This is a genomic window from Stenotrophobium rhamnosiphilum (genome assembly GCF_003052265.1).
GTDB lineage: Bacteria > Pseudomonadota > Gammaproteobacteria > Nevskiales > Nevskiaceae > Stenotrophobium > Stenotrophobium rhamnosiphilum.
The window spans coordinates 1-12,910 of the sequence record NZ_QANS01000012.1 but is presented as its reverse complement, the minus strand read 5'-3'; the positions used below and the strand labels follow the sequence as shown (position 1 = coordinate 12,910).

Sequence of the window (12,910 nt, the reverse complement as noted above, 5' to 3'; positions counted from 1 at the left end):
TACCAAAGTCTTACCACTATCCGTAACAGTCTCAGCCAGAGGCTTCTAACCCCATGAGTTACAGCAAAGTTTTGGGGTGCATCAGGAGCTTTGGTAGCTCTTGGGATGGCTTGGTTTGGGTTGTTATTAAAAATTGATAGAGTGGGTTCGCCACGCCGCCCGATAAACTGCCTCCATGAAAGTGATGAGTCAACGTCAATGTGAGATCGCTGCGGAATCTTATGCTGCATGCTTACTAGCTCAAGCTGGCTACGACGTCCTAGTTCAATACGGTGCAAACCAACCGGACTACGATCTCGTCGCAAATAAGGAGGACGGTAAGTTTTTACCCATTTCAGTGAAGGGTAGCCAAGATGGTGGCTGGATGCTTGCAGTTAGATACAAATCAGTGGCCACCTCATATAACGAGGCAATAGACCTATGGCGCGACGCGCAGAGAAAAGACGTCATTTTTCTTTTCGTACAGTTTCGGGGCGTTGCGCTTGGGTCGTCGCCCCGTGCGTATCTTGCGAAGCCCGCTGAAATAGCGGCTCATATGAAAACCCAATGCCACGGCCGAGGGCATGGGTCGCTTCAAGAAAACTACCGTGAAAGCCATCCGGGTTCAAAATATGATCACAGAATCCCTAATGCATGGATATTTTCACTGCAGCGGCTAGGTCTAATGGGCAACGCTCAATAGTTTCTTAGCATCGCAGTAAAGATCTCCAGTCGTTTAATCTTGTCCTCCCCCTAAGGGTACACTTAGAAAAACTATGAAAGGGGGAGGCCATGTCAGATGCGAATGATGGAAAAACTGCACCGCAGGGAAATCTTTCATTCCTAAAAGGGAGTGAGGAATTTCTTCCTACCGCAGGAAAGTTAAACACAAGCTGGGTTGATTTGACTTCGAAGACGCGAGGTCAATTATCAGAAGCATTGAGCGCTAAAAACATTGCTTTCCTACTAGGATCAGGTGCCTCTTCTCTAGAAAAGGATGGCTCGCAGTGGGGAATTCCTACGATGGGCCCGCTGGCGAAGGAATTCTCAGGTGGCGTAGGCAAGCGTGGTGACAAGCTATTTCTAACTGCGACCGAGAAGAAAGATCTCAGAACTCGCTTCGGCATTGATCTATCCCTCGCGCCGTACTCGACAAATCTTGAAAAGCTGCTTGAGGTTTTATTCAGCCTTCGATTAGCCCTAACAAATAGTGTTCGCGTTCCTGATAAGCAAGGGTTGGCTCTAGTCCGAACTTGCATCGGTAAGACGCAGGCCTTCATCTTTAGTAAGTGCACAGACGGATTATTCGCTAACTGGTTTGGCGACAAGAAGGTTCTTGAGATCTATAAAGCCTTTTATAGAACGCTAGTTTTTCGAGACCGATCACTGCCCCGGCCTTGGGTGTTTACTACTAACTATGATCTTTTCAATGAGACCGCTTTAGATCAGTTGGGGGTTCCCTACTGCAACGGGTTCAGCGGCACTATCGAACGCCGATTCAATCCATCGATGTATCGATATGCCTTAGCTGAACAGATAGATATAAGCCAGAGACGTTGGTCTGCGGTGGATGGGTTCATTTACCTTTGCAAACTTCATGGCTCGGTAAGCTGGGTCGAAGATGAGCATGGCTTATATCCGATACGTGAGCTACAAGTACCTTCGCCCGATGGAAAGGTAATGATCTATCCAACTCCGACAAAGCAAAGCTCGAGCTTCGGCGCTCCTTATTCGGATTTGTTTCGCGAATTTCAATCTAGGATTGCCCGTGAGCAGAGTGTTCTCTTTGCGCTCGGGTACAGTTTTGGCGATGAGCATGTAAACAACATTATTTATCAGGCTTTGACAATACCAACCTTTCGCTTGGTGATCTTCGGATCGGCCACGAATCCCGCCCTCACCAAGCTAAGAGATCTGAACGATCCGCGCATTTGGATCATTAGCGGGGAGAGTCCTGAAGGCCTGAAGGCGCATCATTTTGAACTGGTAGTGAATCAGCTTTTGCCGTCGCAACCAACCGATCATATTGATGTCGCCGTAGCAAAAGTTATTGAGTCCCTCCTCCGTCCCAAAGACGGATCAGAGAATGCATCTCCATGAATGACAACAAACGCAGGGCCATAGGCAAGCTTGTATCAGTTGCGGCCGATAAATTTGTCGTTGAAATGCATGCTGGCACGGACAACTTTACCGTCGTCGGCTTTGACGATATTCATTACGTTGCTAGATTAGGTTCATTTGTCGTTGTGCCGGTACAGTCTGAGTTTGTTGTCGCTGAAGTGGTTGGCCTACGCGAAAAGGACGCTTCTCAACGATCTGGATCGGGCGCTGACTTGGAGAAAGCATCGTCAGCAAAGTTTCTTGACGTTGTTCCTCTGGGAATGCTTCCTCAGGATGAGAACGGTGACTTCCGCTTTGGCGTGACGGTTTTCCCAGCGCTATATACCGATGCTTTGTATGTACTTGACCAAGAATTAGACCGAATTTTTGAGACGTCTCAGCCAAGTGAAGTCATCCCCAATAAAGAGCCCAACACGGCATATAAAGCTCTGGCAATAGGATCATCAGTCATATTTGATGGTTACGATGTAAAAGTTTTGGTTGATGAATTTTTTGGTGGGCACTCAGCAATTCTAGGGAATACAGGCAGCGGTAAGTCATGCACTGTGGCGTCCGTTCTTCAATCACTCTTTGAAAAGCCCGATGAATATAAGGCTCGAGGAGCAACCTTCATCGTGTTCGACGTAAACGGTGAATACGAGACTGCATTCGCTGATCTCAATCTGCATGGAATCGATGTGAAAACTTTGAAGCTAGATGGAACATCTAGTCCTGGCCGGTTTCAGCTTCCTCATTGGTTCCTTGATCATTCTGAATGGGAGTTGTTACTTCAGGCGAGTGAAAAAACTCAAATACCCGTTTTACGTACTGCTCTTGGATTGACAGCAGTTATTACTTCATCGGGGCCAGAATTCGTGAGAATTCGAAAGCATATTCTGGCCACCTGCATTCTAGGAGCCTACCAAGGCGGGGATGGCGCTGTGGCGAAGAGGCAACGAATTGTTTCGCTGCTTGATCAATATGGAATCGAAAACCTCACGAGAGCTATCACGATAAAGCATGGATATAACGAGCAGTACGCCAACTTTGGCAGCACGGAAAGAGAGAAAGCTTTTTTTGATGAAGTAAAAGCTTCTGTCGACCCCTCAATTGAGATTCCCGCGTATGCGGGTTCGCCATTTGCATTTTCGAAGCTAAGTGAGTGCCTTGATTTAGCCTTGTTGTATGAAGAGGCACATGGCAATCGACAAATTCGAGACTATTGTTCTCAGATGCTTACTCGCTTTAAGGCTTTATCAAATAGACCCGACTATGCCTTTCTACGCCAGCCTTATCAGGTTGGACAGAACTCGATATCTGAGGGCGAATTTCTGCGTGACCTGCTTGGCGTGGAGTTTCAGGCAGGTGGCTTAGTCAAGCGGAGTCAAATTGTCATCCTTGACATGAACGAGCTCGAGGATGAGGTTGTCGAGCTAGTTTCCGCCGTCATGGCCAGAATGATTTTTAAGCTACTGCGCAAAGCAGAGCCTAGAAACCAATTTCCAGTTCACTGTATCTTGGAAGAAGCTCATAGGTATGTTGCTGAGAAGCCCGCAAAGTTCTCGATAGATGCAGCACGAGTATTTGAACGCATTGCCAAGGAAGGCCGAAAATATGGTCTCTTCATCATGCTTGCGTCGCAACGACCCTCTGAGGTGTCGAAGACGGTACTTTCACAATGCTCGAATTTCGTCGTCCATCGCATTCAAAATCCTGACGATCTTTCTCAGATCAGACAGATGACGCCATTCATTTCAGACGAGGTATTAAAGAGGCTCCCGTCACTGCCAAAGCAACATGCTCTGGTTTTCGGCAATTCAGTAAAAATTCCTACTACGTTCAAAGTGAGAACGGCATCGCCTAAACCCCATAGCGATGATTCAAAGGTTCAGCGGTTATGGTTTCAACCCGCTGGACAGATATTGCCTATCAAGATCGGTTAATGGCTTATGACCAAGATCACTAACGTGCCGCTGCCTACCAAATCAAAATTCCTTCTTTTATTTGAACGAGATCAAGGGCGCTGTGTCTACTGTGGCATGGATCTCAAAGCTGACTATGATCGCTTCATGATGGCAACTGAAGATCATTTAGTGCCGACGTCAAAAGGTGGTGGCAAAGCGATTGAGAATCTCATCCTCAGTTGCACTGTCTGCAATCGCTTAAAGGGCCACTTTGTGCCTGAGCCTGCTATCGATCCGGTAGCTGATAAACGTAAGTACATTGCTGCTGTCCGCGCTCACATCATGATTCGACGCAGTGAGCGCTTGAAAGAGTTCATGCAAGTGACCCATCCCGGACAGATCGAATACCAATAAGTGATCGTTCCCACATCATCAGTCGGAATGGCTGCCTAGCGTTTTGTCGCAAGCTGGGCATTGGAAATATGTCACTTCAAGCATGCTATCGAAAACAAGAAGGATGAATCCCCACAACACCCCTGCGGCGATGAACCATCCGAATGATATAGGCCCGAAAAAAAAATTCAGAAATAGTGAAATTCCAGCGAGTACCCACAAAGCGAAAATCACCACTTTCTGGCCGGGCGGTCGATCTCTACTTATTTTGAATGTCCCCATCAATCCTTGATACCCACATTCTAGGCACGAATGATTGGCGTGCTCTTTGTGCTCCCTCAATTTGATGAGAATTGCGGGGTCGATTTGATTCGTCTGCATACTTTGTCCTTTCAAGCGCTGGGCGCATGGGCGATGACGGGTAGGAAGCTGGCAGTCTGTGAATAAGCTTTATGGATTGATCTCTATTAACCAATGTATTCGCCAATCCAAAAAAGTAAGAGGGATAGCTCAACGAAAACCACCAGCCCTATCCCAATAACGCCGCAAATCTTTGCCGGAATATCGCGGTTGATGAACATGTGCTTTATTCCAAAAGCAATGATCCCAATAACCACCCCTGTCATCCCTAAGCTTGCCAATACCGAGGGGTGATCTACTGTAACGAAGCCCACGTTACGTTGTGCCTCTAAATCAAGCTGTACGTTAAGGGCTTTGAAGTATGGGTCCAAGGAGTCAACAAGAATCTTTGATGAAAGATAAGCGAGAGCCAAATATGCCCAAGGCTTTTTTAGCTGAAGCAGTAGGTAAGAAAAGATCTTTTGATCACGCGCAGCCATATTATTAGGAGGTTGAGCGGGGTCATTGCGACTAGTGCTGCCTGCAGAGAAGGACTCGCTCTTGGGGTTCCTAACTTCACAGCTACTGTCCAATGGTTCGTTAATATCCAGAGTCATTGGGGCAACTACTTTAGCAATCGCGCCACAACCGACTAGTGTGGCTTCAACTGCTTGCACTGCCTGCAGCGTCCCAGTTTTGATTATAAATTCCTTGCCAGAGAAAAGAGCTCGAGCCTTTTCAGGAGATAACTGAAAGGACTCGGCGACCTTTTGTATCACTTCGGCCTTATTTTTCCCCGCAATGATCTCACCGCTAAATGCCAGCTTGTAGTTGTCCACTGCTTTTCTCAGTAATAGTCATGTTTTTCATATTCTTATTGTGACTATAGCTTCGATGGCCTTGAACGAGCAAGGCCATGCCCAGATCACGAAAATCCCGCTACGCAGATGAATATAGAGTGCTCTTAGAGCTACTCGCGGATGCGCGCATTGCATCGGGGATCACCCAAGTTGAGCTGTCCAAGAAGACCGGAACCAGCCAGGGGATGCTGTCTAAGATCGAGCGCGGAGTTGTGCGCATCGATATGGCTGATCTATTAGATTACATAGATGGAATCGGTGCAGACCCGATAGCGTTCATGACAAGCTATCTAAAAGCTATTGGCTGGAAACCTTCGGGGAAAAAGCGAAAATCCTGATCAGATACTCATGAGTTGGTTGAGTGACAGGCTCACTCAACCTACCTTAGTGTTAAGAAGATTTCTCGCCCGTACTCAGTAGATCTTCGAGAACTTTCTTCACATCAATCTGGGTTGCCTCGCGCAGTACATCAGCCAGATACCACTCGCGATCTTGGGGGCGTTTGATCCACAGATCACGCCAAGCGTTGCGACTGCTATTGGTGATGGAATTTGCCATGCTACCGGGACTAGTCGGAGTGCCGTCGTAAATCAGCTCGTCGCCTTCGACTTTTGCGTAGTGGTTAGTCCCCTTGTATGCCATGCGGATCTGCGTTTGATCTGGAAGAAACAAACTCTTCCACTGATATCCGTTGGAATTCGTGAGCGATAAGAGTTCAGGCTTCGACTCCGCGTTGGAGAGCCAATAATCAATAGCGACGGTGACAACGGTCACTGGATCGCGTGGGTCTCCCGCGTTACGGAGAAAGTCCGAAAGCTCCAAAAATTTGGAGGTTGCCACCGGCACTGAAATTTGCGTTGACATACTTTTATTTCCTTATATTTGCTTATTCATACGTTTAATTTAGCAAGAAAAAACGCAATGTCAAGCACTTAATAGTTTATAAAAGCATTAAAAAGCAATTCACTTTATTGTAACTTATTGATTTTACTAGAGCACTAGACGTTGCCCTAGGCTAGTAACTTCGGGAAGGTGTCCTGAGTAGTTCAACGGACACCCCAGATGAAAAAAGCACTGACGAAGCAGCAGGAAGAAGTCCTCTTAGCAGAACTGATTGAGCGAACAGGCTCACGACCCGGATTGCCGGAATTCGTGGATTGCTTGCTGATGCTACTTGAGGACATTCCGGGATTCGAAGGCGTTGATGAGGCTGAGGTGGCCGATCTCGTAGTACGACTCTCGGAGACCTATCGTGACCAGCAACGCAAATGAAACCCCTGTAAAAATTGATCCTCCAAAAGATGCAGTGAAAAAAGCTATAGCTCAGGGCCAAGCTCTGATCAAAAGCGGCAAATCCAAATCAGAAGCCTCGCAAGCTATGTATGCATTGCTGAAGGATGAGCCCCGCGAAGTAACCGTAGCAGCATTCGTTACTGGTGCTTCTCTCACTGAAAAGGGAGCGCTTACTTACTGGTACAACTGCAAGCGACGTGCCGAAAAGCAAGTCAGTCCCAAGTAGTCATGTTGGCCGTTCCGATGACCTTGATAAAACGCAAGAACTCGCAGTTCTGGTATGTCCAGTTCCAGATGCACGGTAGAACGTATATCAGGTCATCCAAGACCTCAGATAAACGCATTGCTGCGAAGGTTGAAGGCGATTGGAAAGCTAAAGTTCACGCGCAGCGATATCTTGGCCACCAAGAGCGAATAACGCTCAAAGCTGCGATGCTGGATTTCTGCGAATCAAAAATAGGAACGGCCAATCATCGTAATCTGATGATTCAGATGCGTAACGTTTCACGGTTAATGCCCATCGGAAAGTATCTGGATGAACTCACTTCTGCTGATCTAGAGCGATTTAAGCGAGATCGCCAGTTAGACGGCGTCGGAGGGCAATCCATTAAGCATGGATTCCTCTTAATTGGCGGAGCTATCAAGCGAGCGAAGAAGCTTGGATACCTCGCCGGTGAATTCCACATTCCCGAAGTGGCATTGGCGAAGCATCCGCTTCGCTATTTAACGAAGAATGAAGAAATCAGATTGCTGGCTGAACTTGATCCTCGCCGCGAAGGCAATGGATTGCGGTCCTTCAATGAACGTAGCGACACGATCAAGCGAGAGATGCAGGATGCATACGATTTGGTAGTGCTGCTCTTGGATACTGGAGCGCGCTACAGCGAGATTGCAAACATTGGATGGTCTCGCATCGATCTACTCAGTAGAACGATCCAGCTTTGGAGACCCAAAGTTCGTAACGAGACCACCCTGTTCATGACGGAGCGAGTCTATGCCGTCCTAGCGCGAAGATTGGCCTCCAAAGCTGGGGAGCATGTATTCAGTAATAAGCAAGGCGGCCCGCGTGGCTACGCGAGCATTGCAATACGCAAAGCCATTCGTCGTGCCGGATTGACTGGAGTACGCATTCACACCTTGCGGCATACCCATGCATCACGATTGGTGCAGAACGGCATGAGTGTCTACGAGGTGCGCGAGATCTTAGGGCACACGGACATCAAGACCACGATGCGCTATGCCCACTTAGAGCAGCGGGACGTTGCTTCCAAGGCCAGAGACGTGATGAACCGTTTGAACGACGGTACGAGTTGATTTAGTCGCTTCGCCCATCGATATAACGATGGTGTCCACATGGAAGAACGCTTCTTCCAGTGTTGATCCGTTGAACCACTGGCAACTTACCGACTCACCGTTTTCGCTTAAGGAACGGATGGTCATCGTTGGGCCGCCTGATTTCAATCTCACCAAATCACCGACCATATTTTTATTGCCCATAGAAATTGAATGTCTGAGTATTTATGCCATCCGATTGGCAGGACTTAGAGGGGTTTCAGTCGCTGCCAGAAGTGCGCGCATGCCTGCAGCTGGGATGGCCAGCTCTGCAATAACTGTAACGGGATACAGTGAGACCACGAAACGGAGAGACAGCGAAACCAAGAGACGCAATTTAAAAAATAAATCCTTAAAATACAGCAAATTAAATGATTTTTTTGCAGTGTTTAATGCAATTAGATGAACTAAAGAGAATAATTTAAGTCTACTCAATCGAATTTAAATTAAGCGGTCTTATTGTGGATAGCACTACGGCATTGTGAATAATTCGTTATAAAACAATTACTTATATCAATTTTTCGCTTATAATGCCTGCGTTGGGACGGGATTCATTCCGATTCGAAAAATACCCTGAAGTCCAAACTCAGGAATTACGAACACAACGAATTAAAGGGCCCCCCTTCCAAAAGGGAGCCCACCGCCCCAACAACTTATTGATAGGAGATTTTAATGGCCGCATTGAGCTTCATCGTTAACAGAAAGATGGCTGAAAAAATGCGTGCCCAGCGTGAGTCGTTGTGGCCACATGTGCAGGACGATGAGCTGTGGATGCCCGCATCTCGCAAGGGCTTTGCCTCAATACCTAGGACGATGCCCCTGATTCAAAAAATCATGAATGACTGGAGCAAGAATAAGCCGCTTTCCGCAACATATTTTGCTCTTTGGTGTCGCGATATGGGACTGGGCTTCGTGACTATTGGGAGCGAGCAGGAGCTAGCTCTAGAGTCGGGATTTACGGGTACGCGTGCTACGTATCAGTGGAAAGAGCGAATGAAAATACTAGCCCAATTGGGCTTTATTGAGGGAAAAGCTGGGGCTAAGGGCGAATGGACACACGTGCTGATTTGGAATCCTTATAAAGTGGTCACGCGTGGTCGAGCGGTGCGTGGCATGCAGGAGCCTACATGGACAGCGCTGCTTGGCCGAATGAGAGAAATTGGTGCCGAAGACTTAAATCCCGCAGTTGCCCCTGTAGCTGCGGCAGTATTTCCACCGTTACCTCCGGGAGCTTCACCGATACCGCCGACACCGTAATTTTTCGCAGGTTTTTGCAAATGTAACCACATATTGTGGTTGACGACGCATTAAACCACTCTATATTGTAGTTTCAACGCCCAATTACAGTAAGGGTTTCTTAGGTGGTAGTAACACGCGACCAAAGAAAAAGGCGGCTTAGTTAGCGCTAAGCCGCCCTGTAGAGAATTGTACTGAGCAGTTCTCCGCCGAAGCGGTGCCGGTAACTTTTTAATGGACAATCGATCATAGATCGAAATTGCCGGTGACGACAAGGCGAAAAATCCCTCAGTGAAAGGAGGTGATTGATGTGAGTAAGACGCCGAAGTCGCATATCGGTGGGCGTGATGCGAAGAATGGACAGTTCATCCCTGTCAAGGAAACGTATCAACGTCCCAGCACCACAGTTCGCGAAAGGATCCCCAATCCCGGATACGGTGTAACCGATCGTAGTAAGAAGTCGTAGTAAAAGAAAGAGCACGCAATAAAATGCGTGCTCTTTTTTATTGAGCGATTATTCATGCTTAAAGCGCGCCAGCTATAGCCCCGTAGATTGCGAATCATGAACTTAAAAAATGACTACCTCGACAACGGCAAGCCCGTTCACCGCAAATCTTATTGCGCCTTCCTTGATGTCTTGGGTTTTTCAGATCGAATCAAGGAAAACGCCAAGTCAGTTGCGAATGCCAATGCCCTATTGCAGACATTCCACGACATCCTAACAACTCAGCTGAAGAGTCTTGAGGAGGAGACGACCTGGTCGAAGCTTTACTTAAAAAGCTTCACGGATAACGTCATCTTAGCTCACCCACAATTCAGCCATGACTTGGAGTCAGAATTCGGATTTATTATTGACTCACTCATCAGTTTTCAGCTTCAGATGGTTCTCAACGGCTTTTTTATTCGTGGAGGTCTGACTGTCGGCGAGTTATACATGGACGCGAATGTCGTTTTTGGACAAGCACTGATAGATGCTCACGATTTAGAAAGCAAAGTCGCCGACACGCCTACGGTGGTCCTGTCTAACGACGTGATGTCCTTAGTGAACTCGCACTTGGACTATTACTCCAGTAAAGCCCATGCGCCCCAAAATCGGCATGTCCTTGTAAATTCGGATGGCCGCTATTTTATTAACTATCTTTCTGGATCAATTCTTGGCAGCTATGACCGGGAGGAAGTTCACTGGCATTCTCTGGAGCAACACAAAGAGCGAATTGAAGAGAATCTCCAAAAATACAAAATCTTCCCTAAGGTGTTCGCTAAATACGCGTGGTCGGCTGCTTACCACAATTACTTTTGTGAGCTCGTATGCGATTACAGTGGGTACGATCCCAAAGTAAAAATTTCAAGCAAGAATACTCAAATATCGTTTTCTCGGATTGCCAATTCTGAGATCGCAATGCCTCACAACGACGTGGTTATTTAGAGGGCGGCGGGGGATTGGGCGGGGGACTCGGCCGGACACTCGACGGAGGAGGATTGGTATTCGCATGCCCCCGTCCATTTCCATTCGAGTTAGGTGGCGGGGGATTAGATCCCTTTCTAGTCGGATTAGTCATTTGAAACTCCTCGTTAATCGGCTTTCTGAAGAAACTCGACCCACTTCACATCCTTCACGCTAACCAATATGCCATCAAGTTGAGGCAAATCAACCTGCGTGCCGTCTTCTTGAATCCAAGCGGGCAACATGATGTAAAACTGGCCTTTGTCAGCTTCGATAGGCCATTCCTTAGGCCATCCGTAAAGTCTTCGTCCATCGGTCATGTGCAAGATCACAAAGGTGATCTTCTTGGAAAGAACATAAAACCACTCGGACGGATGGGAAGTGCGCGCAGTTAACCCCGCCTCGCGTAAACGCTCGTGAATTGAGTCGGTGTTTGTGCAGTAAGCTAGAAAAGCTCCAAATGCCAAGGCTAAAACGAGCGCTGTACCAGCTTCGGCGGCTCGGCTCCACGGAGCAATCGCAATACAGTTACCAGCCAACTCCAATGCCCACTTACAAAGCGGAACAAGAGTTCGAATTATGAAGGTGAAGATTAGCGCTTGGGCGACACGCTCAAATTGAGATGGCTTTGGGTGGGAAGTGAGGCCATAAAATACCCACGCCGACATGAAGCCCGGCAACAGGTACGTGAGCAGCTCTAAGAAATCTTTGGAGAGGCCTTCAGCCATTGAAATGTAGGTGTCGATTCGAAGATTTTGAAAACCTAGCATCTCACTGAGCAATACCAAATGCCAGTCGCATCAAAGCAAAGAGCTTCATAAGCTTGGAATGTGCCCTGTGACGGAGTGCAAGCTACAGGCAGGTTTGCGCTGGAAGCAGCCCCTTCATTAGTCGTTATTTCCATGCCGCCGCCTCAGTTTCAAGACGTGCTCCACGTCTGTTGCTTCTGTGATTGCTAGGCGCATGGCCTCCAACCGACCGATGCAAAACTGGACACGATTAACTGACATGACCTCGAGTGCGAGGCTCTCAACGTGGCCTATAAACTCTGCCAATGTAAAGACCCCATGCGGGACTTCGGTCTTAAACGCCGCGTCACCAACGAATACAACAACGGAATGAATTACGTCAGGTTCTAGAAATTCAAGGAGGTCACGGACGGCACAAACGTGCTTATGGTTTTGGTGTACAGGATTCTGAAATCTGAACTTCGCTCGATAGAGCACTTGCGTCCAATAACGATCTTTAAAGCCAGCGAAAATCCACCCCTGATAATCCTTTGTCTCGATTACAAATACTCCAAATCTCGATACGAGGATGTGATCGATTTGGGTGGTGGCGCCATCCTTGAGTCGAAGCGTGATGTGGTTGAGTAGGTGGTAGTCGGGTGGGTGGAACTTTGTCTTTACATCACGAGACAGTATCGCTTCACCACGATTTTGTATCGGTCGAGATTGATATCGCCCGATAGCTCGGCCAATAGCTAGCGCTAGAAGTACAGCAATAACCAGAATCGCTTCATGCGTGGACAACCGCCCAACCACGGTAAATAGGTGCTGCATTTCGGCGCTTAATCTAAAAATATTTGTAATCGTTCAATCGCTTTTTGCAAATTGCAATTTCTTCAGCTGTGAAGAGAGCATGCCATTTAGGGCTGTCATGAATAAGCGCCTCAACAGTTAGATCTAAGCGTTTCAATTCCCAAAGGGCGGTATAGCCATGTGACACGCGAGTTGTGTTGATTAGCCTGCGAGCTGTTTCCAAACCGCGATGCTCTAGTAACATTTTTAGAAATGCGGAAGCTTTATATCCCGTTTCTTTAAGCGCGCGCTGATAGATGCTCATCATGGCATCGTCAAAATCTTCGATAAGTGCATTCACGTAATTCTCCCGGATGGAAGAATTTAAGCCTGAATCCTGCGCCGAGCAAGAGCTACCAAAGCTCCTGATGCACCCCAAAACTTTGCTGTAACTCATGGGGTTAGAAGCCTCTGGCTGAGACTGTTACGGATAGTGGTAAGACTTTGGTA

Annotated in this window: 15 protein-coding genes; 9 read left to right on the top strand and 6 right to left on the bottom strand. The window is 47.6% G+C overall.

The window, feature by feature from the left end; all coding sequences use genetic code 11:
- Positions 1-771: 771 nt before the first annotated feature.
- Genes CJD38_RS18180 through CJD38_RS18170 form a run of 3 tightly spaced genes read left to right on the top strand, consistent with a single transcriptional unit; the run spans position 772 to position 4,397 of the window.
- Positions 772-2,079 (top strand): SIR2 family protein, encoded by a 1,308-nt coding sequence (locus tag CJD38_RS18180; protein WP_107941898.1) that lies wholly within the window; start codon positions 772-774, stop codon positions 2,077-2,079.
- Complete coding sequence (locus tag CJD38_RS18175; RefSeq protein ID WP_107941896.1) at positions 2,076-4,022, top strand: ATP-binding protein; 1,947 nt, start codon at positions 2,076-2,078, stop codon at positions 4,020-4,022. Before CJD38_RS18180 ends, CJD38_RS18175 begins: the two co-directional genes overlap by 4 nt.
- A gap of 6 nt (positions 4,023-4,028) precedes the next feature.
- Complete coding sequence (locus CJD38_RS18170) at positions 4,029-4,397, top strand: HNH endonuclease (protein WP_107941893.1); 369 nt, start codon at positions 4,029-4,031, stop codon at positions 4,395-4,397.
- Positions 4,398-4,843: 446 nt separating this feature from the next.
- On the opposite strand, the gene CJD38_RS18160 is transcribed toward CJD38_RS18170, so the two are convergent.
- A complete protein-coding gene (locus CJD38_RS18160; protein ID WP_107941889.1) occupies positions 4,844-5,554 on the bottom strand; it encodes a hypothetical protein in 711 nt (236 codons plus the stop codon).
- A 77-nt stretch (positions 5,555-5,631) separates the two neighbouring features.
- Between CJD38_RS18160 and CJD38_RS18155 the strand changes: the two genes are divergently transcribed.
- Positions 5,632-5,913 carry a helix-turn-helix domain-containing protein gene (locus CJD38_RS18155; protein WP_107941887.1) on the top strand — a complete coding sequence of 94 codons (282 nt, stop codon included), beginning with the start codon at positions 5,632-5,634 and terminating at the stop codon, positions 5,911-5,913.
- A 52-nt stretch (positions 5,914-5,965) separates the two neighbouring features.
- Here the strand turns inward: CJD38_RS18155 and CJD38_RS18150 are convergent, their stop codons facing one another.
- Positions 5,966-6,439 (bottom strand): hypothetical protein, encoded by a 474-nt coding sequence (locus CJD38_RS18150; RefSeq protein ID WP_107941885.1) that lies wholly within the window; start codon positions 6,437-6,439, stop codon positions 5,966-5,968.
- A gap of 198 nt (positions 6,440-6,637) precedes the next feature.
- Here CJD38_RS18150 and CJD38_RS18145 point away from each other — a divergent pair, with 198 nt between their 5' ends.
- Genes CJD38_RS18145 through CJD38_RS18135 form a run of 3 tightly spaced genes read left to right on the top strand, consistent with a single transcriptional unit; the run spans position 6,638 to position 8,182 of the window.
- Positions 6,638-6,847: a hypothetical protein gene (locus tag CJD38_RS18145; protein ID WP_107941883.1), complete on the top strand. Its 210-nt coding sequence runs from the start codon at positions 6,638-6,640 to the stop codon at positions 6,845-6,847.
- The gene (locus CJD38_RS18140) at positions 6,828-7,094 is read left to right on the top strand and encodes a hypothetical protein (RefSeq protein WP_206363073.1); all 267 of its coding nucleotides are present in this window, start codon (positions 6,828-6,830) and stop codon (positions 7,092-7,094) included. The genes CJD38_RS18145 and CJD38_RS18140 overlap by 20 nt, the downstream gene beginning before the upstream one ends.
- A 2-nt stretch (positions 7,095-7,096) precedes the next feature.
- Positions 7,097-8,182: a tyrosine-type recombinase/integrase gene (locus tag CJD38_RS18135; RefSeq protein ID WP_107941881.1), complete on the top strand. Its 1,086-nt coding sequence runs from the start codon at positions 7,097-7,099 to the stop codon at positions 8,180-8,182.
- Here the strand turns inward: CJD38_RS18135 and CJD38_RS18970 are convergent.
- Positions 8,114-8,308 carry a DUF2158 domain-containing protein gene (locus CJD38_RS18970; protein WP_366511352.1) on the bottom strand — a complete coding sequence of 65 codons (195 nt, stop codon included), beginning with the start codon at positions 8,306-8,308 and terminating at the stop codon, positions 8,114-8,116. The genes CJD38_RS18135 and CJD38_RS18970 overlap by 69 nt on opposite strands.
- A 564-nt stretch (positions 8,309-8,872) precedes the next feature.
- Here CJD38_RS18970 and CJD38_RS18125 point away from each other — a divergent pair.
- Both CJD38_RS18125 and CJD38_RS18120 read left to right on the top strand, forming a co-directional pair.
- Positions 8,873-9,457, top strand: a complete 585-nt coding sequence (locus CJD38_RS18125; protein WP_107941877.1) for a hypothetical protein — start codon at positions 8,873-8,875, stop codon at positions 9,455-9,457.
- A gap of 541 nt (positions 9,458-9,998) precedes the next feature.
- Positions 9,999-10,862: a hypothetical protein gene (locus CJD38_RS18120; protein ID WP_107941875.1), complete on the top strand. Its 864-nt coding sequence runs from the start codon at positions 9,999-10,001 to the stop codon at positions 10,860-10,862.
- 146 nt (positions 10,863-11,008) lie between these two features.
- Here the strand turns inward: CJD38_RS18120 and CJD38_RS18115 are convergent, their stop codons facing one another.
- The 3 genes from CJD38_RS18115 to CJD38_RS18105 all read right to left on the bottom strand — a co-directional run bounded on the left by CJD38_RS18115 (position 11,009) and on the right by CJD38_RS18105 (position 12,761).
- Positions 11,009-11,608 carry a DUF6338 family protein gene (locus tag CJD38_RS18115; protein ID WP_146166022.1) on the bottom strand — a complete coding sequence of 200 codons (600 nt, stop codon included), beginning with the start codon at positions 11,606-11,608 and terminating at the stop codon, positions 11,009-11,011.
- 159 nt (positions 11,609-11,767) lie between these two features.
- Positions 11,768-12,442: a nuclease-related domain-containing protein gene (locus tag CJD38_RS18110; protein WP_107941871.1), complete on the bottom strand. Its 675-nt coding sequence runs from the start codon at positions 12,440-12,442 to the stop codon at positions 11,768-11,770.
- A 13-nt stretch (positions 12,443-12,455) separates the two neighbouring features.
- Complete coding sequence (locus CJD38_RS18105; protein ID WP_107941869.1) at positions 12,456-12,761, bottom strand: hypothetical protein; 306 nt, start codon at positions 12,759-12,761, stop codon at positions 12,456-12,458.
- Positions 12,762-12,910: the final 149 nt, after the last annotated feature.

Coding starts and splice junctions, on each gene's coding strand:
- CJD38_RS18970 (WP_366511352.1), bottom strand. CDS start 8,308: ATGACCATCCGTTCCTTAAGCGAAAACGGTGAGTCGGTAAGTTGCCAG.
- CJD38_RS18170 (WP_107941893.1), top strand. CDS start 4,029: ATGACCAAGATCACTAACGTGCCGCTGCCTACCAAATCAAAATTCCTT.
- CJD38_RS18175 (WP_107941896.1), top strand. CDS start 2,076: ATGAATGACAACAAACGCAGGGCCATAGGCAAGCTTGTATCAGTTGCG.
- CJD38_RS18125 (WP_107941877.1), top strand. CDS start 8,873: ATGGCCGCATTGAGCTTCATCGTTAACAGAAAGATGGCTGAAAAAATG.
- CJD38_RS18120 (WP_107941875.1), top strand. CDS start 9,999: ATGAACTTAAAAAATGACTACCTCGACAACGGCAAGCCCGTTCACCGC.
- CJD38_RS18150 (WP_107941885.1), bottom strand. CDS start 6,439: ATGTCAACGCAAATTTCAGTGCCGGTGGCAACCTCCAAATTTTTGGAG.
- CJD38_RS18115 (WP_146166022.1), bottom strand. CDS start 11,608: ATGGCTGAAGGCCTCTCCAAAGATTTCTTAGAGCTGCTCACGTACCTG.
- CJD38_RS18155 (WP_107941887.1), top strand. CDS start 5,632: ATGCCCAGATCACGAAAATCCCGCTACGCAGATGAATATAGAGTGCTC.
- CJD38_RS18110 (WP_107941871.1), bottom strand. CDS start 12,442: ATGCAGCACCTATTTACCGTGGTTGGGCGGTTGTCCACGCATGAAGCG.
- CJD38_RS18135 (WP_107941881.1), top strand. CDS start 7,097: ATGTTGGCCGTTCCGATGACCTTGATAAAACGCAAGAACTCGCAGTTC.
- CJD38_RS18145 (WP_107941883.1), top strand. CDS start 6,638: ATGAAAAAAGCACTGACGAAGCAGCAGGAAGAAGTCCTCTTAGCAGAA.
- CJD38_RS18180 (WP_107941898.1), top strand. CDS start 772: ATGTCAGATGCGAATGATGGAAAAACTGCACCGCAGGGAAATCTTTCA.